At 73.8% G+C, this 19,492-nt stretch carries 21 protein-coding genes; 8 read left to right on the forward strand and 13 right to left on the reverse strand.

The genetic code is table 11. The features are described from left to right. Window positions 1-402: 402 nt before the first annotated feature. Window positions 403-885, forward strand: coding sequence for a hypothetical protein (locus ACFVVU_RS22190; protein ID WP_078881187.1), 483 nt, complete (start codon window positions 403-405; stop codon window positions 883-885). A 79-nt stretch (window positions 886-964) separates the two neighbouring features. On the opposite strand, the gene ACFVVU_RS22195 is transcribed toward ACFVVU_RS22190, so the two are convergent. From ACFVVU_RS22195 to ACFVVU_RS22215, 5 genes are all read right to left on the reverse strand, one after another. Continuing rightward, on the reverse strand, window positions 965-2,737 hold the full coding sequence (locus ACFVVU_RS22195; RefSeq protein WP_387791675.1) for an LCP family protein: 1,773 nt from the start codon (window positions 2,735-2,737) through the stop codon (window positions 965-967). Window positions 2,738-2,864: 127 nt separating this feature from the next. Beyond that, window positions 2,865-3,398 (reverse strand): MarR family winged helix-turn-helix transcriptional regulator, encoded by a 534-nt coding sequence (locus ACFVVU_RS22200; RefSeq protein WP_387791677.1) that lies wholly within the window; start codon window positions 3,396-3,398, stop codon window positions 2,865-2,867. 35 nt (window positions 3,399-3,433) lie between these two features. Beyond that, window positions 3,434-4,765, reverse strand: a complete 1,332-nt coding sequence (locus tag ACFVVU_RS22205; protein ID WP_387791679.1) for a hypothetical protein — start codon at window positions 4,763-4,765, stop codon at window positions 3,434-3,436. 134 nt (window positions 4,766-4,899) lie between these two features. Further along, window positions 4,900-6,585 (reverse strand): RICIN domain-containing protein, encoded by a 1,686-nt coding sequence (locus ACFVVU_RS22210; RefSeq protein ID WP_387791680.1) that lies wholly within the window; start codon window positions 6,583-6,585, stop codon window positions 4,900-4,902. 248 nt (window positions 6,586-6,833) lie between these two features. After that, window positions 6,834-7,073: a chaplin gene (locus ACFVVU_RS22215; RefSeq protein WP_387791682.1), complete on the reverse strand. Its 240-nt coding sequence runs from the start codon at window positions 7,071-7,073 to the stop codon at window positions 6,834-6,836. 477 nt (window positions 7,074-7,550) lie between these two features. On the opposite strand from ACFVVU_RS22215, the gene ACFVVU_RS22220 reads away from it, so the two are divergent. The 3 genes from ACFVVU_RS22220 (at window position 7,551) to ACFVVU_RS22230 (ending at window position 8,685) form a co-directional block, all read left to right on the forward strand. Continuing rightward, complete coding sequence (locus tag ACFVVU_RS22220; RefSeq protein ID WP_380714769.1) at window positions 7,551-7,793, forward strand: chaplin; 243 nt, start codon at window positions 7,551-7,553, stop codon at window positions 7,791-7,793. 110 nt (window positions 7,794-7,903) lie between these two features. Next, window positions 7,904-8,194, forward strand: coding sequence for a chaplin (locus ACFVVU_RS22225; protein ID WP_387791684.1), 291 nt, complete (start codon window positions 7,904-7,906; stop codon window positions 8,192-8,194). Window positions 8,195-8,313: 119 nt separating this feature from the next. Further along, window positions 8,314-8,685, forward strand: a complete 372-nt coding sequence (locus ACFVVU_RS22230; protein WP_387791686.1) for a hypothetical protein — start codon at window positions 8,314-8,316, stop codon at window positions 8,683-8,685. Between the two features lie 78 nt (window positions 8,686-8,763). On the opposite strand, the gene ACFVVU_RS22235 is transcribed toward ACFVVU_RS22230, so the two are convergent. Then, window positions 8,764-9,420, reverse strand: a complete 657-nt coding sequence (locus ACFVVU_RS22235) for a hypothetical protein (RefSeq protein ID WP_380714763.1) — start codon at window positions 9,418-9,420, stop codon at window positions 8,764-8,766. Window positions 9,421-9,730: 310 nt separating this feature from the next. Here ACFVVU_RS22235 and ACFVVU_RS22240 point away from each other — a divergent pair, with 310 nt between their 5' ends. The 3 genes from ACFVVU_RS22240 (at window position 9,731) to ACFVVU_RS22250 (ending at window position 10,893) form a co-directional block, all read left to right on the forward strand. Next, a complete protein-coding gene (locus tag ACFVVU_RS22240) occupies window positions 9,731-10,075 on the forward strand; it encodes a rodlet layer protein (RefSeq protein WP_355357988.1) in 345 nt (114 codons plus the stop codon). 84 nt (window positions 10,076-10,159) lie between these two features. Further along, entirely contained in the window at window positions 10,160-10,504 is a 345-nt protein-coding gene (locus ACFVVU_RS22245; protein WP_380690400.1) for a rodlet layer protein, read from the forward strand. A 122-nt stretch (window positions 10,505-10,626) separates the two neighbouring features. After that, the gene (locus ACFVVU_RS22250) at window positions 10,627-10,893 is read left to right on the forward strand and encodes a hypothetical protein (protein ID WP_355357982.1); all 267 of its coding nucleotides are present in this window, start codon (window positions 10,627-10,629) and stop codon (window positions 10,891-10,893) included. Window positions 10,894-10,960: 67 nt separating this feature from the next. Here ACFVVU_RS22250 and hemB read toward each other — a convergent pair whose 3' ends face one another. The 7 genes from hemB to ACFVVU_RS22285 all read right to left on the reverse strand — a co-directional run bounded on the left by hemB (window position 10,961) and on the right by ACFVVU_RS22285 (window position 18,343). After that, window positions 10,961-11,941, reverse strand: a complete 981-nt coding sequence (hemB, locus tag ACFVVU_RS22255) for a porphobilinogen synthase (RefSeq protein ID WP_380684775.1) — start codon at window positions 11,939-11,941, stop codon at window positions 10,961-10,963. A gap of 65 nt (window positions 11,942-12,006) precedes the next feature. Next, on the reverse strand, window positions 12,007-13,677 hold the full coding sequence (locus ACFVVU_RS22260) for a uroporphyrinogen-III synthase (protein WP_387791688.1): 1,671 nt from the start codon (window positions 13,675-13,677) through the stop codon (window positions 12,007-12,009). Further along, window positions 13,674-14,687 carry a hydroxymethylbilane synthase gene (hemC, locus tag ACFVVU_RS22265; RefSeq protein ID WP_387791690.1) on the reverse strand — a complete coding sequence of 338 codons (1,014 nt, stop codon included), beginning with the start codon at window positions 14,685-14,687 and terminating at the stop codon, window positions 13,674-13,676. Before hemC ends, ACFVVU_RS22260 begins: the two co-directional genes overlap by 4 nt. Window positions 14,688-14,728: 41 nt before the next feature. Further along, window positions 14,729-16,066, reverse strand: coding sequence for a glutamyl-tRNA reductase (locus tag ACFVVU_RS22270; RefSeq protein WP_355357970.1), 1,338 nt, complete (start codon window positions 16,064-16,066; stop codon window positions 14,729-14,731). 31 nt (window positions 16,067-16,097) lie between these two features. Beyond that, window positions 16,098-16,985 (reverse strand): redox-sensing transcriptional repressor Rex, encoded by an 888-nt coding sequence (locus ACFVVU_RS22275; protein WP_380684778.1) that lies wholly within the window; start codon window positions 16,983-16,985, stop codon window positions 16,098-16,100. Window positions 16,986-17,086: 101 nt separating this feature from the next. After that, the gene (locus ACFVVU_RS22280) at window positions 17,087-17,884 is read right to left on the reverse strand and encodes an exonuclease domain-containing protein (RefSeq protein ID WP_380684779.1); all 798 of its coding nucleotides are present in this window, start codon (window positions 17,882-17,884) and stop codon (window positions 17,087-17,089) included. Window positions 17,885-18,058: 174 nt separating this feature from the next. Then, entirely contained in the window at window positions 18,059-18,343 is a 285-nt protein-coding gene (locus ACFVVU_RS22285; RefSeq protein ID WP_355357961.1) for a glutaredoxin family protein, read from the reverse strand. A 118-nt stretch (window positions 18,344-18,461) separates the two neighbouring features. Here ACFVVU_RS22285 and ACFVVU_RS22290 point away from each other — a divergent pair. After that, window positions 18,462-19,492, forward strand: a 1,031-nt coding sequence (locus ACFVVU_RS22290) for an HAD-IB family hydrolase (RefSeq protein WP_387791693.1), incomplete at its 3' end; no start/stop codon positions are given.

The raw sequence follows: 19,492 nt of genomic DNA on the forward strand, positions 1-19,492 counted from the left end.
CCGAGTCTGTACGGTTATCCGTACAACGGGGCCCCTGGCTGCGCCGGCTACCCGGACCAGTCAGACTATGTACCCAGAGTGTCTCCGGAGTTCCTCCGGCCGCGAGGCCGGACGGACGCTCCGGGTCGATGCAGGGGTGTGGAGAGGACTGCCGCGTACCGCGACTGGGTACGGCGGCGCATGACGGGTAAGGAGCACGTCCGGTGGGACACCGGACGTGCGGGGGTCTGTCGATTCCGGCGAATTCCGGTGAGGATGGTCCGAGTGTCCGAGGCGCAGGACGGCCACGACGAGGTCGCGGGTGGCCCCCGCCGGCCCGCCGAGACCGCACGCGGGGGTACGGGAGCGGGAACGGGGCGTAGCGGCCGAGGCCGTGAGAGGCGGGGTGAGGGACGCGTGGGGGTGACGTACAAGTACTTCGGCGCACCCGACCGGGCGACCGCGGCCCGGGTCCCGACCGCCCTCGGGCCGGGCGGTCTCGGGCTGGACGCGGGCGAGCTCGGCTCGCTCGGCCGGCTCGGCGACCTGATGGAGACCAGCGGCTCGCCCAACGGCCACCTCTCCACCAAGATCAAACCGGAGACCATGAGCGCCATGGTCCTCACCGGGATCCAGGGCGTGCCGCTGCACCAGGTGCCGCCGCTGGAACTGGTGGTGCTGCACCCGGACTACGCTGTCGTCCAGCTGCCGCACAACGTCGTCGAACCGCTGCGCAAGGCGGACGAGACCGAACTCGGCGCCGCCGCCTTCATCTGGTCCACCGTCCCCGACCGCCGGGGCCCGCGCGACGCCTTCGTGATCTACAGCATGCTGCACGAGTGGCAGGACTTCGCCAACCGCCTGCACGAGGCCGGCCACCAGCTGTACTGCCTGGTCTGGCCCTGATCGGTTCCGGACGCGAGCGGGGCCCCGGCCGGAAGCCGGGGCCCCGTTCGTCGTCGGCCGCCGGCGGTCCGGCGCGGGGTCAGCCTCCGGAGCCGTAGGTGGTGTTGGCGCAGATGTCGTCGTCCGCGGAGCGCACGTCCTCGGTGACCGAGGTCGGCAGCGGGGCGGGCGCGGCCGGGGCGCCCGGGGCGGTCGTGCCGGCGGCGGCGTTGGCGTCGGCGTAGTCCTTGCCGAGGACGACGCTGATGCCGGGCGCCGAGCTGGGGGTGAGGGTGGCCCCAGGGAACAGCTCGGCGACCTTCTCGGCGTTGGCCTTCTGCCCGGCGCCGTACTCGATCGTGGTGGTGAGCTTGTTGGTGGACTTCGCCTGGGACACCGAGCCGACGGTGAACTGCGCCGCCTTCAGGGCCTCGCCCGCCTTGGCGCCCAGCCCGTTGGCGGTCGTTCCGTTGAAGACCTTGATCGCGGGCGCCGGGGCCGCGGGAGCGGTCTTCGTGGCGGCCGCGGTGGTGGTCGGCGGGGCCTCCGGGGTGACCGGGGCCGCCGGGGTGGCGGGCGCGTCGGGCTGCTGGCCGGTGGCGTCCTTGCCGTCCAGGGTGCGGTCGGCGCGGATCGCCTCCCACAGCCTGTCGGAGTCCGGCTTCACCAGGTCGAGATTGGCCTCGTTGTAACGCCAGGGCGGGGTCACGAACTTGAGGTCGTGCAGGTCGATGTTCTTCAGCGACAGCGCGAAGGACATGAGCTTGTCGACCGAGCCGAGACCCTCGTCGACGCGCAGCGACTTGGTGGCGGCGTCGGCCAGCGGCAGCAGGGTCGTGGGCTCCAGGCCCTTCTTCTTCACCGTGCTGATCATCGAGCTCATGAAGGCCTGCTGACGCTTCATCCGGCCGATGTCGGAGCCGTCGCCGATGCCGTGACGCAACCGCACGTAGTCGAGCGCCTGCTGGCCCTCCACCTTCTGCGGGCCCTTCTTCAGGACCAGGGCGCCCTTCGCGGGCAGCTTTTCGTTGAGGTCCTTCTCGTAGATGTCCTTGGGCAGGCAGACGTCGACGCCGCCGACGGCCTTGGTCATCGCCGAGAAGCCCTGGAAGTCGACCACGATGGTGTGGTCGACGCGGATGCCGGTGAGCTTCTCCAGGGTGTTCTGGGTGCAGGCGGGGTTGCCGTCCGGCGCGCCGCCCACCGTGAACGCGGCGTTGAACAGGACGTCCTTGCCCTTCTGTTCCTTGGTCCACTTCCCGTTCGGGAGCTTGCACGGCGGGATGGTGACCAAGGTGTTGCGCGGGATGGAGACGCCGATGGCGTTCTTGTGGTCGGCGTAGACGTGCAGCAGGATCGTGGTGTCCGAGCGGGCGCCCTCCGAGTCGCCGCCGCCCAGGTCCGAGTTGTCGCCACCGCGGCTGTCGGAGCCGATCAGCAGGATGTTCACCGGCTTGTTGCCGTTGGCGTCCGCCTCGGCCTCCGGCGGGCGGTCCTTGCTGAGCGCGTCCGCGTCGATGGTCTTGATGTTGCCGTTGAGCTTGTAGTAGATCGCGCCACCGGTGCCGGCTATCAGCACCAGTGTGCCGACGGCCGTCCAGCCGACGATCTTCTTGACGTTGCGTCGGGGCTTCTTGCCGCGCCCGCCGGAGCGGCGGTGGCCCTGGCCGTTCGACCCGCCGTCGCCGCCCTGTCCGCCCTGTCCGCCGCGGCCCTTGGACTGCGCCGCCCGCCGGGCCTCGGCCCGCCCGCCGGGCCTGGGCGCGGGGACGGAACCGCCGGCCGCACCGGTGCCCGCGTCGCCCGTCGAGCCGCTCCGGGCACCGCTGGAACCCGCCGAGCCGGTCGAGCCCTCCGGACGCGGCCGGGCCACGCCGGACTGACTCCTGTCTCGGCGACCCGACATCCCCGCACCTCTTCACGGCTGTGCCATCGAACGATCAGCGGCCAGGACGTCCCCCCTGGCGCCAGGTGGAGCATACAAGCCGACCGGAAACCGACTACCGCCGCGCCCTGGGCTCGTCGCCCGGACCCCGGCCGCGCGGGCGGCGGGCCCGGCGCACCGTCCGCTCCGAACCGACCGGATCGGCCAGTGCCCCGCCCCCGTCCACCAGGCGGGTCAGCGCCGCGACGAAGACCGTCCGCTCCTCCCCCGGCAGCGACTCCAGCACCTCCCGGTGCACCCGGTCGGCGATCGCCGTGCCCCGCTCGACCGCCCGCGCGCCCGCCTCGGTGACCCGCACGATCCGGGCCCGGCGGTCGGCCGCGGCCGGACGGCGCTCGGCCAGGCCGGCCCGCTCCAGCTGGTCGACGGTCACCACCATGGTGGTCTTGTCGAGATCGGCCAGCTCGGCCAGCCGGCTCTGGGTGCGCTCGGCCGCCAGCGCGTGGAAGAGCACGCAGTAGGCGCGCGGGGTGACGCCGAGCTCGGTGAACGCCGCCGCCATCCGGGTCGCCAGGACGTGGCTCGCGTGGTCCAGCAGACCGGAGAGGTCGCGGATCTGGCGCACGGTCGGCGTGCCGCTGGTCGTCATGACGTCGAGGTTACGCGGCCCTACGGAGGCCGGTTCTACGGGATGCCGAGCTCGAACAGCGCGTACCCCGCGTACCATCCGGCCGCCACCGCCGGCATCGCGACCAGGCCGCCCAGGGTCGACGGCCGCAGCCGGCGCAGCGCCACCGCCAGGCCGATGAACAGCGGGAAGGCCGGCAGCAGGTAGCGCGAGATGTTGCCGTAGATCTGGTTGCTGCTGAGCGCCAGGACGATGGTCAGCACCGTGTAGAGCACCAGGACCAGCGGCGGCCGCAGGCGCAGCAGCAGCACCAGCAGCCCGGGCAGGGCGATCAGCAGGCCCACCGCGATGAGGTCCGGCGCCGGGTTGGACTGCCAGAACGTCCAGTGCCCGGTGACCGTGTCCAGGGTGCTGCGGGCGGTGGAGGCGCCCCAGTCGAAGTAGCGGTTCCAGGCACCGCGCTGGAGCTTGAAGTAGCCGGTCCAGTCGCCCATCCGGTAGCCGACCCAGGCGACGTACCCGAGCAGGCCCCACGGGGTGATCAGCATCGCGGTCAGCGGGCGGGCCACCCCGTCGGTGCGCCGCACCAGCGCCACCAGCGCCGAGATCGAGACGGCGGCGATCAGCGCGACCGCGGTCGGCCGGTTGAGGCCGGCCACCAGGGCGAGCACCCCGGCGGCGAGCCACTGGCGGGTCATCACGCAGTAGCAGGCCCAGGCCGAGAGGGCGACGAACAGCGAGTCCGAGTAGACCGCCCACTCCACGCCCGAGCCCGGGAACAGGCCCCAGATCACCGCCGCGATCACACCGGCCCGGAAGCCGCCGAGCCGCGCGGCGACCGCGAAGATCCCGGCCGCGGCGACGAAGGAGGCGATCACCGAAACGACGATGCCCGAGCCGTACGGGCCGAGCCCGGTCACCGCCCCCACCAGCCGCATCAGCCAGGGGTAGAGCGGGAAGAACGCGGCGGAGTTCTCGTAGTAGGTGGCCAGCGGGTAGCCGTGCAGCGGGATCAGCTGCGGGTCGTAGCCGTTCTCGGCGATCCGCTGGTACCAGATGCCGTCCCAGGTGCCGAGCACGTCCCAGGGCCGGGCGCCGCCGCCGCGCCCCGGGTCCTTCTTCAGGAAGTCCTCGGTGTGCGAGAGCAGCAGCAGGAAGACGGTCAGGCCGGTCGCCTTGACCACCGCGTACGCGCCGAGCGCCGGGGCGTAGCGGTCCACCAGGGCGCCGAACCAGCCCGGGGACCGGTCCGCCGCCGCGGGCTCCCCGGGAGCCCGCGGGTCCTGCTCGGTCTGCGGGTCCGCCGCGGCGGCGGACGACGGGGTGGCGGACGGCGGGGGCACGCCCGCGCTCCCGTCCGACGACTCGGTGCTCGATGCCGCGCTCATCAGCTCTGGTACTCCCCGCCCCGCTCGTGACCGGTGCGCCGACCGACAGCGCGACGCCGGGCGAGCCTACGGCACCGCCGCCACCGGGCGGGCGGGGAGCCCGCCCGGTGGACGGCCGGTGGTTCGGGGACGGGTCAACCGTGCAGGTGGACGGTGCCGAGCTTGGTGAGCCGCCACAGCTGGGCCGGGGCGCCGGTGTCGGCGGCCAGCTCGACGAGCGGGTTGCCCTTGGCGTCGAGCCGGCCGGAGGCGGTGACCAGCTCGGCCCGGTCCTGGGAGTCGGCCACCTTCCACAGGCCGTCACCGGCGGGGGTGAGGACCCAGTGCTGGTTGCCGCCGCCGTTGCAGCGCCACTGCTGGATCCGGGTGCCGGGGGCGGTGGAGCCGCCACTGGCGTCCAGGCACATGGTGCGGTTGCCGCTGAAGTCGAGCTCGTAGGAGCCGCCGGCCCTGGCCTCCAGGACGAAGGACTGGTTGAGCCCGCCGGTGGCCGGATAGGTGATCGCGGGCCGGCCGTCGGTGGCGTCGCCGTACGTCCCGCCGCCGGTGAGGTCCAGCACCCGGCCGTCGGCGGCGTTGGCCAGCTGGAACCAGGCGCCGTCCTCGGGCCCGTCCGGGAACGGCTTGCCGGGGGTGAGCGGTTCGATCGAGGTGGTGTTGCGCTGGTCGAGGGAGCAGGAGGCCTGGGCGAGGTCGGGGCGGGCGTAGAACTGGCCGAGGCAGACGCCCTCGCCCCGGTAGCCGGCGACCCTCAGGTGGTAGGACTGGCGGACCATGTTCATGCACAGGCCGGGGATGCCGATCTGCTGGTCACAGCCGTTGCGGACCCACTCGGCGAGGTTGATGACGTCCCCGTTGGTGTACTCGTAGGGGGAACTGGTCCACTCCGCGCAGACCTCGTGGCCGAAGGCGACCCGGCGCTGGTCGAGGTAGCGGACGCCGGGCACCTGTTCGGCCGCGGCGCGCAGGGTGTCGCTGAACAGCGGCACCACCCAGTTGTGGCCCCAGGCGAGGTCCTCGGGGAAGGCCGGGCAGCCGTCGGCCACCTTGCCGAGGAAGTCGTTGCGCCGGATGTCCGGGGTGATCGGGTTGAAGTAGGACTGGTAGACCAGTTGGTAGGAGTCGTCGGCGTAGCCGGCCCGCCGCATGGTCTGCCGGACGTTCTGCAGGGCGGCGACCACCTTGGGCCCGACCCGCTCCGCCCGCCGGGCGATCTCGGCGCTGCCGATGGTGTCGCGGCAGCCCTGGTCCTTGGGCACCGGGAAGTACTGCGCGAGGCAGCGCATCATGATGCCGCTGAAGTCGAAGTCGTCGTTGGCGCCGATGGTGACGACGACCAGCTTCACGTCGTACGCGGCGGCCACGCCGGCCAGCTTGACGTCCTGCTTGGGCTCGCCGAAGTCGCCGCTGCCGGGGCCGGTGATCCCCGCCAGCTCGGGGTCGCTCACCAGGTCGCCGGTCTGCGCGCCGGAGCAGGCGAGGTCGATCGGGGTGACCCCGGGGATGTCGGTGACGAAGATCTCCGATTTGGGGTGCCGGTGGCAGTAGTTGGTGGGGCTGTCGGTCTCCGGGAAGTAGGCGTCGCCGGTGTCGGTGCCGGCGCCCTCCCCGGAGATGGCGCTGTCGCCGAGGGCGACGATCGCCGCCGGGCGGGTGGCGGCGGCCGTGGGGGCGGCCGGGGCGGTGCCGGCGAAGGCGGCGGGGGCGCCGGCCAGGCCGAGGCCGGCGACGAGGGCGCCGGTCGCCAGCAGTGCGCCGAGCGGGGAGCGCCGCGCGACCGTCCGGGACCGCCGCGCACCTCCCCGTGGTGACCTGTTCACACGCGACTCCTTGCGGGTGGGGCCGCCCGGCCGGGAACGCCGGACGGGGAGGAGCGAAGAAAGGTGAGCAGGTCTCACATTCTAGATACTGACAAGTAACGCAACAAGGCTCATGACAGCACCGCCAGTTGACCGCGCCCCCGGTCGCCGGACCCGCGACCGGCCCCGGAAACGCCGAGAGCCGCCGCTCCGCACCCCAGGAGGGAAGCACGGGAGCGGCGGCTCGCGCCGACCGGACCGACGGCTGGTCAGCCGACGTTGGCGCAGTGGTTGCCGAAGGCCGGGTTCAGGATGCCGACGATGTCGATGGTGTTGCCGCACAGGTTGACCGGGATGTGCAGCGGCACCTGGATCTGGTTGCCGGAGACGACACCGGGGGAGTTGGCGGCGACGCCCTCCGCGCCGGCGCTGGCGACCGCGGAACCGGCACCGGCGGCGACGATGCCGACCACAGCGGCGCCGACGGCGGCCGTCTTCTTGATGCTCATGAGGAGCCTCCTGACTGTTCGACAGAGATGCACGGGGAGTGCGACATCTCCAACGAGACCCGCTCGGGCCGGTTGCGAGGGCTACCCCACTGTCACCCGTCCGGAGGAACGGCGCCCCCGCCCCGGGCAATCGGGTGACACCCGCATCCGGCCGTTTCCCCCCGCCCACTGCCTCGTTCTCCAGTCGGAACACGCTCCACCCGCCCCGCTACGACGAGGAGATCCGCCGCCGGTCCAAGCCCGTCCGGAATTCTCCCGGTCGCGCGTCGATTCGAATGCTTCCCGGCCGTGCGGGAATTGTTCGCGGCGCACGGTGCCGCGGCGGCCGCTCATCGCCCGAGCCATGGGCGACACGCGCCATCTGGGCCGCCCGAGTGACAATCACGGCATTCCCAGAAGCCAACGGGCCAGGATTTCCCCTCGCCCGGCTCCCGACTATTTCCACAGACGGTCGGGCAGAATACGGAGGAAGAACACATGCGTAACGTCAAGAAGGCCGCCGCGCTGTCTCTCGCCACCGCCGGCCTGGTGGTCGGTGCGGCCGGCGGCGCGTTCGCCAGCGCCGGCGCCGAGGGCGTCGCCGCCAACTCCCCCGGTGTGCTCTCCGGCAACCAGCTCCAGATCCCGGTGCACATCCCGATCAACCTGTGCGGCAACACCATCGACATCATCGCCCTGCTGAACCCGGCGTTCGGCAACGCCTGCGTCAACGCCGGCTGAACCGGTGGCCGCCGAGCCGGCGGCCGCGGATTCCCCGCACTCGTGCCGCACCCCGCCACCGGGCGGGGTGCGGCCGCTCAACCCGTGTGTGATCGAGGAGATCAACCCCCATGCAGAACGTGAAGAAGGCCGCCGTCCTCTCCGCCGCCGCCGCCGGCCTGGTGCTGGGTGCGGCGGGCGGTGCCGCCGCCAGCGCCGGTGCGGAGGGCGTCGCCGCCGGCTCGCCCGGCGTCGTCTCCGGCAACCAGATCCAGATCCCGGTGCACGTCCCGCTGAACGTGTGCGGCAACTCGATCAACCTGATCGGCCTGCTGAACCCGGCGTTCGGCAACTCCTGCGCCAACGTGGAGGCCCCGCCGCAGCACGAGCACGAGCACGAGCACGCCGAGGACGACTGCTGATCCCGATCGGCACGCGTTCCGCCCGCACTGCCCCCCGGCTCCCGGCCGGGGGGCGGTTCGGCGTACCCCGGGCACGGTCCGGTCGCCCGGGGAACCCCTCCCCCCGAAGGTGAAGACGCATGGTTGTGAAGAAGAGCGGGGCCGGCCTCGTCGCCGCCCTGGGTGCCGCGATGCTGCTCGGCGGCACGGGTGCGGGCACGGCCCACGCGGCCCCGGCCGGCGGCGGGGCCGCCCTGGCCAAGACCGACCTCGCCCAGGGGCTCGGCGGTGCCACCACCGGCCTCGGCTACGGCATCGCGCCGCTCAAGGACCTGCGGCTGGACCCGTGGGCCAACTCCTCGGCCGACGTGCTGAACAACGGTGCGACCGTCCAGCCGGACTCCGGCCTGGCGCCGGTCGGCACCGGGACGCTGACCGGCCCGCTCAGCGCCGGCGGCGGTCCGCGCGACCTGCCGCTGGTCGGCGGACTGCTCGGGGTGCTGCCGGGCTGATGCCGCCGCGCGCCCGCGCGAGAGCCCGGCACCCCGTCGCGAAAGGGGGGTGCCGGGCTCTCGCGCGTCGGGCGCCTCCTAGAGCTGGGCCAGGCCGGCCGCGCCGGCGCCCGAGACCACGCCGGTGGTGGTGGCGGTGGTCGCGGTGGCCAGGCTCCCCAGCGTGTCGGTCACCGAGATCCGCTCGTCCTCGTTGCCCAGGCTGGCCTTGGCGCCGGGCACCGCCTGGACGGCGCCGGTCACCAGCCGCGGGTCGATCTCGTCCAGCTTGATCCGGCCGTCGGCGAGCTGGCCGGTGCCGTCCTCGACGAGCGAGAGCGGCTTGCCGAGGCCGACCGCGGGGGTGTCGGCGTGCAGCGGCGCGGCCGGGGCGTCCAGCAGCAGCTCGCCGAGGTCGGCGCCCCGGTCGAGCAGCGGCAGCGGCAGCTCGGCCTTGGCGGTCGGGCCGACCTTGCCGATGCCCAGCGCCGGCACCACGCGGTCCGGGAGCAGCGCGTCCCCGGTGGTGTGGGCGGGGGCCGGCGGCATCAGCAGCGAGGCCGGGACGGCACCCGAGATCCGACTGTCCAGCGGCGCCAGCGGGATGTCCAGCGGCACCTGCTGGGTGGCCAGCTGGTCCTCCAGCGCCCCGACCTGCTCGGGGGCGACCGAGGCGGCGGACGCCGCCCCCTGGGAGGCGAGCACGCCCGCACCGACCGCCAGCAGCATCGCGCCGGCCCGCTTGGAGAACCTCATGCTTTTCACCGTTCCGCCTGTCCGTACTGGAGATCCAATGGGGGTCGGCTGCGCGGGCGCAGCCGAAAGCAACGGGCTCAACGAGCGACCGGCGTCCCCGATTGCGGCGGTTAACCGATTCGGGTTAATAATCCGACCGGAAACCGTTGACCGCCGCGCCTCCAGGACTCTTTTCCAAAATCCCCGTAACCTTCCGTGCCGTGATTCTTTGATCTGGACGTCAGTGACCGCGGACCGGGTCTGAGCGTTGAACGCGTTGTACGCACGGAAACCGCACGGAAACCGAGCTTTTTCAGAGAGGGATCTCCTCATGATCCAGAAGTCCATCGCCGCCGCAGGCCTGGCCGCCGCCGCGCTGGCCGCCGCCGCGGCGCCGGCCTCGGCCATCGGCGACGCGGACGGCGCCGCCGGGTCGTTCCAGGGCAACGGCGGCTCCAACTTCACCGGCACCGTCGGCGACAACAGCCCGAACTTCCACTTCCTGGACAACGCGAACATCTGCCTGCCGGAGATCCACAACATCGCCGTCGGCGTGCTCGGCGTGGCCGTCCCGGTCGAGGTCCCGATCGCCAACAGCGGTGGCAAGCAGTACTGCACCCAGGGTCAGGGCACCCAGAGCCACGGCGACGCGGGCGTCTCCCACCTGATCGGCTGACCCCGCCCGTCCCGGCGGCGTCATCCCTCCGAACCGACCACCTTCGAATCGCTCCCCGATTCACCCCCTGAGAGGAACACCGAAATGATCAAGAAGTCCCTCGCCGCCGCGGGTCTGGCCGCGGCCGCCATCGCGATGTCCGCCGGCTCCGCGGGCGCCATCGCCGACTCGGACGGCGCCGCCGTCTCGGCCCAGGGCAACGGTGGCACCAACCACACCGGCACCTACGGCGACAACAGCCCGAACTCGCACGTGCTCGACAACCCGAACATCTGCCTGCCGGAGATCCACAACGTCGCCGTCGGCGTCATCGGCATCGCCGTGCCGATCGAGGTTCCGATCCTCAACAGCACCCCGAAGCAGATCTGCAACGTCGGCCAGAACACCCAGTCCTCGGGCGACGCGGGTGTCTCGCACCTGATCGGCTGATCCAGGCGCACGGCGCGACGGAGGGCCCGGGGACGTCTGCTCCCCGGGCCCTCCCGGCGTCCGGACGCACCCCCCACAGGCAGAGCGTCCGCCCCGGGCGCTCCGGAAGAAAGGGCAGATCCATGAAGAGCACGCTGGGCAAGATCACCCTGACCGCCATCGGCGCGCTGGCGCTGGCCGGGCTCGCCGTCCCGGCGGCGTCCGCGCACGTCGGTGTGGCCGGCGGCGGCGAGTTCGTCGCCTCCGCCGACCCGGTGTTCGCGGCCGGCGAGGGCTGGGGCATCGCCCACACCTCGCACATCGCGGCCGGCGAGCTGGGCTGGGGCGCCGCCACCTCCACCGACGGCGTCGGCGGCGGCGAGGGCTTCGCGCACATCGCCGACTGGTAGGACGCACGACGAAGGCCGGGTCCCTCCCGTCGGAGGGGCCCGGCCTTCGCGTGCGCGCGCGTGGGGCCTACTTCAGCATCCTGGCGGCCTCGACGGCCCAGTAGGTCAGGATCTGCTCGGCGCCGGCCCGGCGGATCGAGGTGAGGGTCTCCAGGATGGTCCGCTCCCGCTCGATCCAGCCGTTGGCGGCGGCGGCCTCGACCATCGCGTACTCACCGGAGATCTGGTACGCGGACACCGGCACCGGGGAGGCGTCGGCGACCTGCCGCAGCACGTCCAGGTAGAGCATCGCGGGCTTGACCATCACCAGGTCGGCGCCCTCGGCGAGGTCGAGCTCCAGCTCGCGCAGCGCCTCCCGGGCGTTCGCCGGGTCCTGCTGGTAGGTCTTGCGGTCGCCCTGGAGCGAGGAGTTGACGGCCTCGCGGAACGGCCCGTACAGGGCGGAGGCGTACTTGGCGGTGTAGGCGAGCACGGCCACGCCCTGGTGCCCCGCCTCGTCCAGCGCCCGGCGGATCACGCCGATCTGGCCGTCCATCATGCCCGAGGGGCCGACCACGTGGACGCCGGCCTCGGCCTGGACCACGGCCATCTCGGCGTAGCGCGCCAGGGTGGCGTCGTTGTCCACGCTGCCGTCCTCGGCCAGCACGCCGCAGTGGCCGTGGTCGGTGAACTCGTCCAGGCAGAGGTCCGACATGACCACGAGCCGGTCGCCGACCTCCGCGACCACGTCACGGATCGCCTGCTGGAGGATGCCCTCCGGGTTGGTCCCTTCGGAGCCGACGGCGTCCTTCACCTCGGGCAGGCCGAACAGCATGATGCCGCCCACGCCCGCCTCGGCGGCCTCCACCGCGGCCTTCCGCAGCGAGTCCCGGGTGTGCTGGAACACCCCGGGCATCGAGGAGATCGGCCTCGGCTCGGTGATGCCCTCGTGGACGAAGGCGGGAAGGATCAGCTCCGCGGGGTGCAGCCGGGTCTCGGCGACCAGGCGGCGCACCGCCGGGGTCGAGCGCAGACGGCGCGGGCGGACGTACGGGAATTCGGCGGACACGGCTTCTCTCTCCGAACGATGGTGCGGTGCCGGGGGCGGCGGTCGGGCCGCCCCCGGCCTCTACGTCAGCGGGCGGCCTTGCGGCGCGAGCCCGGACGGCGCTCACTGGGCCGGTAGACCGGCTCGCCCGCGGCGGTCGCGGTGTCCCGCCGCTTGGCCCCGAAGTCTGCCAGCGCCTGGGCCAGCGCGGCCGCCGACGGCGCCGGGGCCATCACGTCGACCCGCAGGCCGTGCTCCTCGGCGGTCTTGGCGGTGGCCGGGCCGATGCAGGCGATGACCGTCACGTTGTGCGGCTTGCCCGCGATGCCGACCAGGTTCCGCACGGTCGAGGACGAGGTGAACAGCACCGCGTCGAAACCGCCGCCCTTGATCGCCTCCCGGGTCTCGGCCGGCGGCGGCGAAGCGCGCACCGTCCGGTACGCCGTCACGTCGTCGACCTCCCAGCCCAGCTCGACCAGGCCGGCCACCAGGGTCTCGGTGGCGATGTCGGCGCGCGGCAGCAGCACCCGGTCGATCGGGTCGAACACCGGGTCGTACGGCGGCCAGTCCTCCAGCAGCCCGGCCGCGGACTGCTCGCCGGACGGCACCAGGTCGGGCTTCACGCCGAAGTCCACCAGCGCCTGCGCGGTGGTCTCGCCGACCGCCGCGACCTTGATGCCGGCGAACGCCCGGGCGTCCAGGCCGTACTCCTCGAACTTCTCGCGCACCGCGCGCACCGCGTTCACCGAGGTGAAGGCGATCCACTCGTAGCGGCCGGTGACCAGGCCCTTGATCGCCCGCTCCATCTGCTGCGGGGTGCGCGGCGGCTCGACCGCGATGGTCGGCACCTCCTGCGGCACCGCGCCGTACGAGCGCAGCTGCTCGGAGAGGCCGTGCGCCTGCTCCTTGGTGCGCGGCACCAGGACGTTCCAGCCGAACAGCGGCTTGGTCTCGAACCAGGAGTGCGAGGCGCGGTGGGCGACCTGCTCACCGACCACGGCTATGACCGCGGTGGCCGGGTCCACCGGGGCGGAGACCGGGGAGGGCAGCACCCGGGCGGCCTTGAGGTCCGCCGCGATGGAGGCCAGCGTCGCGGTGAAGGTGCGCTGACGGGTGGTGGTGCCGGAGAGCGTGGCGCTCAGCGCGGAGTCCGGCTTGCGGCCGTTGGAGACCAGCGCGTTGGCGGTGGCCGGCAGCTGGCCCAGGGTGGTGCGCACCACCAGGGTGGTCTCCGGCGCGCCCAGGTCCACCGGGGAGCCGGCCAGCAGCGCCGCGGCGTCCACGAAGCGCACGTCGGTGCCGGCCGCGCCGCGCAGCGGCACGCCCGCGTAGGCCGGTACGCCGACCGACTGGGCGACGCCCGGGATCACCTCGAAGGCGATCCCGGCACCGGCGCAGCCGAGCATCTCCTCGGCCGCGCAGCCGTCCAGGCCCGGGTCGCCGTCGACGGTCCGCACGACGTGCTTGCCGGAGCGCACGGCCTCGGCGACCAGGTCTGCGAGGTCGAACTCCGGCCCCTCCGCACCGGGGGTGTGCACCTGCACACCGGTCGGACAGTGGCTGCGCACGGCGGCGGCGGTCAGCGGGTCGGCGACCAGCACGTCGGCGGAGGAGAGCACCTCGACCGCGCGCAGGGTCAGCAGGCCCGGGTCGCCGGGGCCCGCGCCCAGGAAGGTGCAGCGGCCGGCGGCGGGGACGGTACCCCCGAACGGGCTGTCGGCCGGGAACGGGCTGTCGGTGGCGGCGGTGGGGCTCATCGGGCTCGCTCCCCCATCAGGGCGGCCGCGCCCGCGTCGAGCAGCCGGGCGGCCAGCGCGCGGCCGAGGGCCGCCGCCTGCTGCTCGGCGGTCTCGTCGAGGACGATCGGACCGTGGGCGGACATCTTCAGCAGGGTGGCGCCGTCGGCGGTGCCGACCACGCCCTCCAGCCGCAGTTCGGTCTGGTGCTCCCAGCCGGCCAGCGCGGCGACCGGCGCGGAGCAGCCGGCCTCCAGGGCGGCCAGCAGGGCGCGCTCGGCGGCCACCGCGACCCGGGTGGGGGCGTGGTCCAGGGCCGACAGCGCGGCGGTCAGTCCGCTGTTCGCCGTGGTGCACTCGACGGCGAGCGCGCCCTGGCCCGGGGCCGGGATCATCAGCTCGGGGTCGAGGTGCTCACTGATCTCGGCGCTGCGGCCGAGCCGGTTCAGGCCGGCGGTGGCCAGCACCACCGCGTCCAGCTCGCCGGAGGTGACGAAGCCGATCCGGGTGTCCACGTTGCCGCGGATCGCGACGGTCTCCAGCTGGAAGCCGTTGGCCCGGGCCCAGGCGTTCAGCTGCGCCATCCGGCGCGGCGAACCGGTGCCGATCCGGGCCGGGCGGCCGGCGCCGGCCAGCTTCTCGACCAGTTCGACCAGCCTCAGGCCCTCGCGCGCCACCAGGGCGTCGCGGGTGTCCTCGCGCCGCGGCACGGCCGCCAGCGCCAGGCCCTCGGGCTCGGCGGTCGGCAGGTCCTTGAGGGAGTGCACGGCGAAGTCGATCCGGCCTTCGAGCAGCGCGTCGCGCAGCGCGGAGACGAAGACACCGGTGCCGCCGATCTGGGCCAGCGCCTCGCGGGAGGTGTCGCCGTAGGTGGTGATCTCCACCAGCTCGACGGGGCGTCCGGTGAGGCGCGTCACCTCGCGGGCGACCATGCCCGACTGGGCCATGGCGAGCGCGCTGCGCCGGGTGCCGAGCCGCAGGGGGGCGGTGGTGGCGTCCGGTGTCCGGCCGGTGAGCGGTTGACCATTCATGAGGTGATCGTCCCGGTGGTACTCGTGGGATGGCTGACGGTTCATGCGGCGCCCCCGCCCGCGGGCTGCTGGGCGCCGATGGGGGTGCCCGAGACCGCGTGCACGGCGGCCGGGTCAAGGTCGAAGAGTTCACGCAGGGCCTCCGCGTAGGAGGCGCCGCCGGGCTCGGCGGCCAGCTGCTTCACCCGCACGGTGGGCGCGTGCAGCAGCTTGTCGACCACCCGGCGGACGGTCTGGCCGATCTCGGCGCGCGAGCGCTCGTCCAGTCCGGGCAACCGGGAGTCCAGGCGGCCCAGCTCGGCGGCGACCACCTCGGAGGCCATCGCGCGCAGCGCCACCACGGTCGGGGCGATCCGCGCGGCGCGCTGGGCGGCGGCGAAGGCGGTGACCTCGTCGGAGACGATGCCGGTGACGGCGTCGACGTCGCCCGCGCCGGGGGTGGCGGCGTGGGCGTGCGAGAGGCTCTCCAGGTCGACCAGCAGGGCGCCGGGCAGCTCGTGCACGGCGTGGTCGACGTCACGCGGCATGGCGAGGTCGAGGAAGGCGAGCGGGGTGGCGCCGGCACGCGCGGCGACCGCGGCGGCGACGTCGTCCGCCTTGATCACCACACCGGCCGCGCCGGTGCAGGAGATCACCAGGTCGACGTCGGCCAGCGCCTCGGGCACCTTGGCCAGCTCCAGGGTGCGGGCGACGTCCGTACCGAGGATCTCGGCCAGCCGCTCGGCGCGGGCCGGCGTCCGGTTGGCGATCAGCAGATCGGTCACGCCCGAGCGGACCAGGGTGGCGGCGGCCAGCGAGCTCATCGAGCCCGCGCCGACCACCAGCGCCCGCTTGCCGGCGATCTCGCCCGCGCCGGCCGCGACCTGCTCCAGGCCGAAGGTCACCAGGGACTGGCCGGCCTTGTCGATGCCGGTCTCGCTGTGCGCCCGCTTGCCGACCCGCAGCGCCTGCTGGAACAGCTCGTTCAGGCCGCGCCCGGCGGTGTGCTCCTCCTGGGCCTTGGCCAGGGCGTCGCGCAGCTGGCCGAGGATCTGGCCCTCGCCGACCACCATCGAGTCCAGGCCGCAGGCCACCGAGAAGAGGTGGTGGACGGCGCGGTCCTCGTAGTGGACGTAGAGGTGCGAGGTCAGCTCCTCCAGGTCCACCCCGCTGTGGTGGGCGAGCAGCAGCGACAGCTCGGCGACACCGGCGTGGAACTTGTCCACGTCGGCGTACAGCTCGATCCGGTTGCAGGTGTTCAGCAGCGCGGCCTCGGCGACGGTCGCGGACGCGGCCGCGTCGTGCAGCAGCCGGGTCGGCACCGCACCGGTCAGCGCGGCGCGCTCCAGTACCCCGACCGGGGCCGTGCGATGGCTCAGCCCTACGACGAGAAGACTCACGCCCGCTCCCTGGTCCCACGAATCTCGGTGCTCATGCCGGCATCACCGCGGACAGCTCGCCCTCGCCGGTCTTGCCGGGCTTGCCCTTCGCCGCCGGATCCGCGTCCTCGGCGGCCGTGCGCGTCTTGCCGTTGCCCCCGGCCGCCCGGCGCAGCTTGGCGGCGGCGGCGCGGACCGGGCCGGGGGCCCGGTCGAGCACGGACTCGGTGCGGTCCGGCTCGTCGCCGGCCTTGCGCTGCTCGTGGAAGGCGAGGATCTGCAGCTCGATGGAGAGGTCCACCTTGCGCACGTCCACGCCGTCCGGGACGGTCAGCACGGTCGGGGCGAAGTTCAGGATGCTGGTGACGCCGGCCTCGACCAGCCGGTCGCAGACCTGCTGGGCCGCGCCGGGCGGGGTGGTGATGACGCCGATCGAGACGTGCTGGCTCTCCACGATGGACTCCAGTTCGTCCATGTGGCGCACGGGCAGGCCGGCCGCGGTGCTGCCGACCACGGCCGGGTCGGCGTCGAGCAGGGCGGCGACCCGGAAGCCGCGGGAGGCGAAGCCGCCGTAGTTGGCGAGCGCGTGGCCGAGGTTGCCGATGCCGACGATGACGACCGGCCAGTCCTGGGTCAGGCCCAGCTCGCGGGAGATCTGGTAGACGAGGTACTCGACGTCGTAGCCGACACCGCGGGTGCCGTAGGAGCCCAGGTAGGAGAAGTCCTTGCGGAGCTTGGCGGAGTTCACCCCGGCCGCGGCGGCCAGTTCCTCGGAGGAAACGGTCGGCACCGAGCGCTCGGAGAGCGCGGTGAGCGCGCGCAGATAGAGGGGCAGCCGGGCGACCGTCGCCTCCGGGATTCCCCGGGCACGCGAGGGTCGGCGCGCGGCGCCCGGGTCGGGCGTCTGCGAACTGCTCTGTGGTGATCGGCCGATTGCCACGCTGCTCCTGTGGGTGAAGCTGGGCTTTGGCAGCCAGGCTATGCGTTTGTGAACGTGTGCACAAAGATGGTGTCCGTTTTGTCCCCGCACAGTGATGCGCATCACGCCGTCGACCCCATAGCACCGGTCGATTTCCGGGCCGCCGCCGGGGGCGGTGCAGCGGGTGGCCGGGGACCGTACGGAAGACGGTCCGGCAGGTCACGCGGGGCGGGGACCGGGGCCGGGCGGGCGGGGTCGCGCGGCACCAGCGGAACCGGCTCGCCCGACGGGCGCGAGCGCGCCCGCCCCAGCCGCGGCCACGGCACCCGGGCCGCCTGCCGCAGCGGCTCCGTCCAGTCCCCCGGCGGGCAGGACGGCGCGGCCAGGCAGTGCCGCAGCAGGCCGGCGGTGGCCCGGGCGTCGCCCAGCGCGGTGTGCGCCGCGAAGGCGCCGAGGCCGGCCGCCTCCACGCAGGCCGCCAGGCCGAAACCGCCGGCCTGCGGCAGGTGGGCGCGGGCCAGCCGCATGGTGCACAGCAGCGGCACCGGCGGCAGCGGCACCCCGATCCGGGCGAACTCGCGATCCAGGAAGGCGTGGTCGCAGGTGACGTGATGACCGACCAGCACCCGGCCGGCCAGCAGCTCCAGCAGCCTCGGCGCGATCTCGCGGAACCGCGGGGCGCCCTCGACGTCCTCCTGCGCGATCCGGTGCACATGGGTCGGGCCGACCGGGCCCAGCGGGTCCAGCAGGGTGCAGAACTCGCTCTCCGGGCGGAGCGACGCGTCCAGCAGCACCACGGCCACCTCGACCACCCGGTGCCGCCAGGGGCTGCGGCCGGTCGCCTCCACGTCCACCACGGCGAAGCCCCCGCGCGCGGCCGACGGATCGGCGGGCGCTGCCGGTGGCGGGCCGGGAAGCATGGCGGCACTCCTCGCGTGCTCAGCCCCCCATGGGCGCAAACGAGTTCGATCGTAAGCCGGGCGGCAGGGGGCGTCCCAAACCGCGCACCCGGAAAAACGGCAACGATTCGGCGAACCGCCCCCGCCGGACGGCGGGGGTCGGGGCACCCCGGGCGGGGCCGGACGGCGCCGGGGTCAGGCGCCGAGGGCGGTGCGCAGGCGCTTCTCGTCCACGCGCCAGAAGTCGTGCTGGCGGCCGTCGATCAGGGTGACCGGGATCTGCTCCCAGTAGCGCCGGTAGAGCTCCTCGTCCTGGGTGATGTCCTTCTCCTCGAAGGAGGCGCCCAGCTCGGCCGTGACCCGGGCGATCACCTCCCGGGCGTCGTCGCACAGGTGGCAGCCGGGCTTGGCCACCAGGGTCACCGTCCGGTCGGCCGGCTTCGGCCCCGGGTTCTTGTCACGTCGCAGCAGTGGGCTCACCCCGCCATTGTGCGACGCCCCTACAGACGCGCCGGACACGGCCGGCCCTCCTCCCGTTCACCCCTCGGGCACGCCGCCGTCACGGCCGCCGCCCAGGTGGCTGGCTATGCTCGATGACATGGCCGTGCTCCGAAGGCTCACCCAGGCAAGGCGTTCCACCAGCTCGCGGACCGCCCTCGCGGGCGAGGCCGCGGCCGAGGCGGCGGAGGCCGCCCTGCGGGCCGCACCGCAGCCGCCGACCGGGGAGCCTCCGGTCGGGGAGCCCGTGGCGGAGCGGCCGGCGGGGGCGCCGCCCGCGCAGGAGCGCCCCGCCGAGGAGCGGTCCGCCGAGGAGCGGTCCGCCGAGGAGCAGCCGACGGAGCCGCAGCCGGCCAAGCGCGGCAAGGCACCCAAGGCCCCGGTGGAGAACCACACGCCCGAGCCGGACGACCCGCGCGCCGCCGCGTTCTTCGACTGCGACAACACCATCCTGCGCGGCGCCGCGATCTTCTACCTCGGTGTCGGCCTCTACCGGCGCGGCTTCCTCAGCCGCCGGGACATCGCCCGGTTCGCCTGGCAGCAGGCCTGGTTCCGGCTGCACGGCGCCGAGGACCCGGAGCACATGGCCGACGCCAAGCACACCGCGCTCGGCGTGGTGGCCGGCAAGCGGACCGCCGACCTGGAGGCGCTCTGCGAGGAGGTCTTCGAGGACGTCATCGCCGACAAGGTGTGGCCGGGCACCCGCGCTCTGGTGCAGATGCACCTGGACGCGGGCCAGCGGGTCTGGCTGGTCACCGCCGCCCCGGTGGAGGTGGCCCGGATCATCGCGGCCCGGCTCGGCATGACCGGCGCGCTCGGCACCGTGGCCGAGGCGCGCGACGGCGCGTACACCGGCCGGCTGGTCGGCGAGCTGCTGCACGGCCCGGCCAAGGCGGCCGCGGTGCGCTCGCTGGCCCGGCGCGAGCGGCTGGACCTCGACCGCTGCGCCGCCTACAGCGACTCGGCCAACGACATCCCGATGCTCTCGCTGGTCGGCCACCCGTACGTGGTGAACCCGGACGGCGCGCTGCGGCGGCACGCCCGGGCGCAGGGCTGGCGGGTGCGGGACTTCCGGACCGGGCGGAAGGCGGCCCGGGTGGGCCTGCCGGCCGCCGCCGCGCTCGGCGTGGC

The organism is Kitasatospora sp. NPDC057965, from assembly GCF_042887135.1.
Classification (GTDB): domain Bacteria; phylum Actinomycetota; class Actinomycetes; order Streptomycetales; family Streptomycetaceae; genus Kitasatospora.

Bases quoted from the DNA above. Each gene is read 5' to 3' on its own strand.
- ACFVVU_RS22250 (WP_355357982.1), top strand. From the start codon at position 10,627: ATGAAGAGCACGCTGGGCAAGATCACCCTGACCGCCATCGGCGCGCTG.
- ACFVVU_RS22215 (WP_387791682.1), bottom strand. From the start codon at position 7,073: ATGAGCATCAAGAAGACGGCCGCCGTCGGCGCCGCTGTGGTCGGCATC.
- ACFVVU_RS22200 (WP_387791677.1), bottom strand. From the start codon at position 3,398: ATGACGACCAGCGGCACGCCGACCGTGCGCCAGATCCGCGACCTCTCC.
- ACFVVU_RS22235 (WP_380714763.1), bottom strand. From the start codon at position 9,420: ATGAGGTTCTCCAAGCGGGCCGGCGCGATGCTGCTGGCGGTCGGTGCG.
- ACFVVU_RS22245 (WP_380690400.1), top strand. From the start codon at position 10,160: ATGATCAAGAAGTCCCTCGCCGCCGCGGGTCTGGCCGCGGCCGCCATC.
- ACFVVU_RS22240 (WP_355357988.1), top strand. From the start codon at position 9,731: ATGATCCAGAAGTCCATCGCCGCCGCAGGCCTGGCCGCCGCCGCGCTG.
- ACFVVU_RS22260 (WP_387791688.1), bottom strand. From the start codon at position 13,677: ATGAGCCCCACCGCCGCCACCGACAGCCCGTTCCCGGCCGACAGCCCG.
- ACFVVU_RS22225 (WP_387791684.1), top strand. From the start codon at position 7,904: ATGCAGAACGTGAAGAAGGCCGCCGTCCTCTCCGCCGCCGCCGCCGGC.
- ACFVVU_RS22280 (WP_380684779.1), bottom strand. From the start codon at position 17,884: ATGCTTCCCGGCCCGCCACCGGCAGCGCCCGCCGATCCGTCGGCCGCG.
- ACFVVU_RS22205 (WP_387791679.1), bottom strand. From the start codon at position 4,765: ATGAGCGCGGCATCGAGCACCGAGTCGTCGGACGGGAGCGCGGGCGTG.
- ACFVVU_RS22230 (WP_387791686.1), top strand. From the start codon at position 8,314: ATGGTTGTGAAGAAGAGCGGGGCCGGCCTCGTCGCCGCCCTGGGTGCC.
- ACFVVU_RS22220 (WP_380714769.1), top strand. From the start codon at position 7,551: ATGCGTAACGTCAAGAAGGCCGCCGCGCTGTCTCTCGCCACCGCCGGC.
- hemC (WP_387791690.1), bottom strand. From the start codon at position 14,687: ATGAATGGTCAACCGCTCACCGGCCGGACACCGGACGCCACCACCGCC.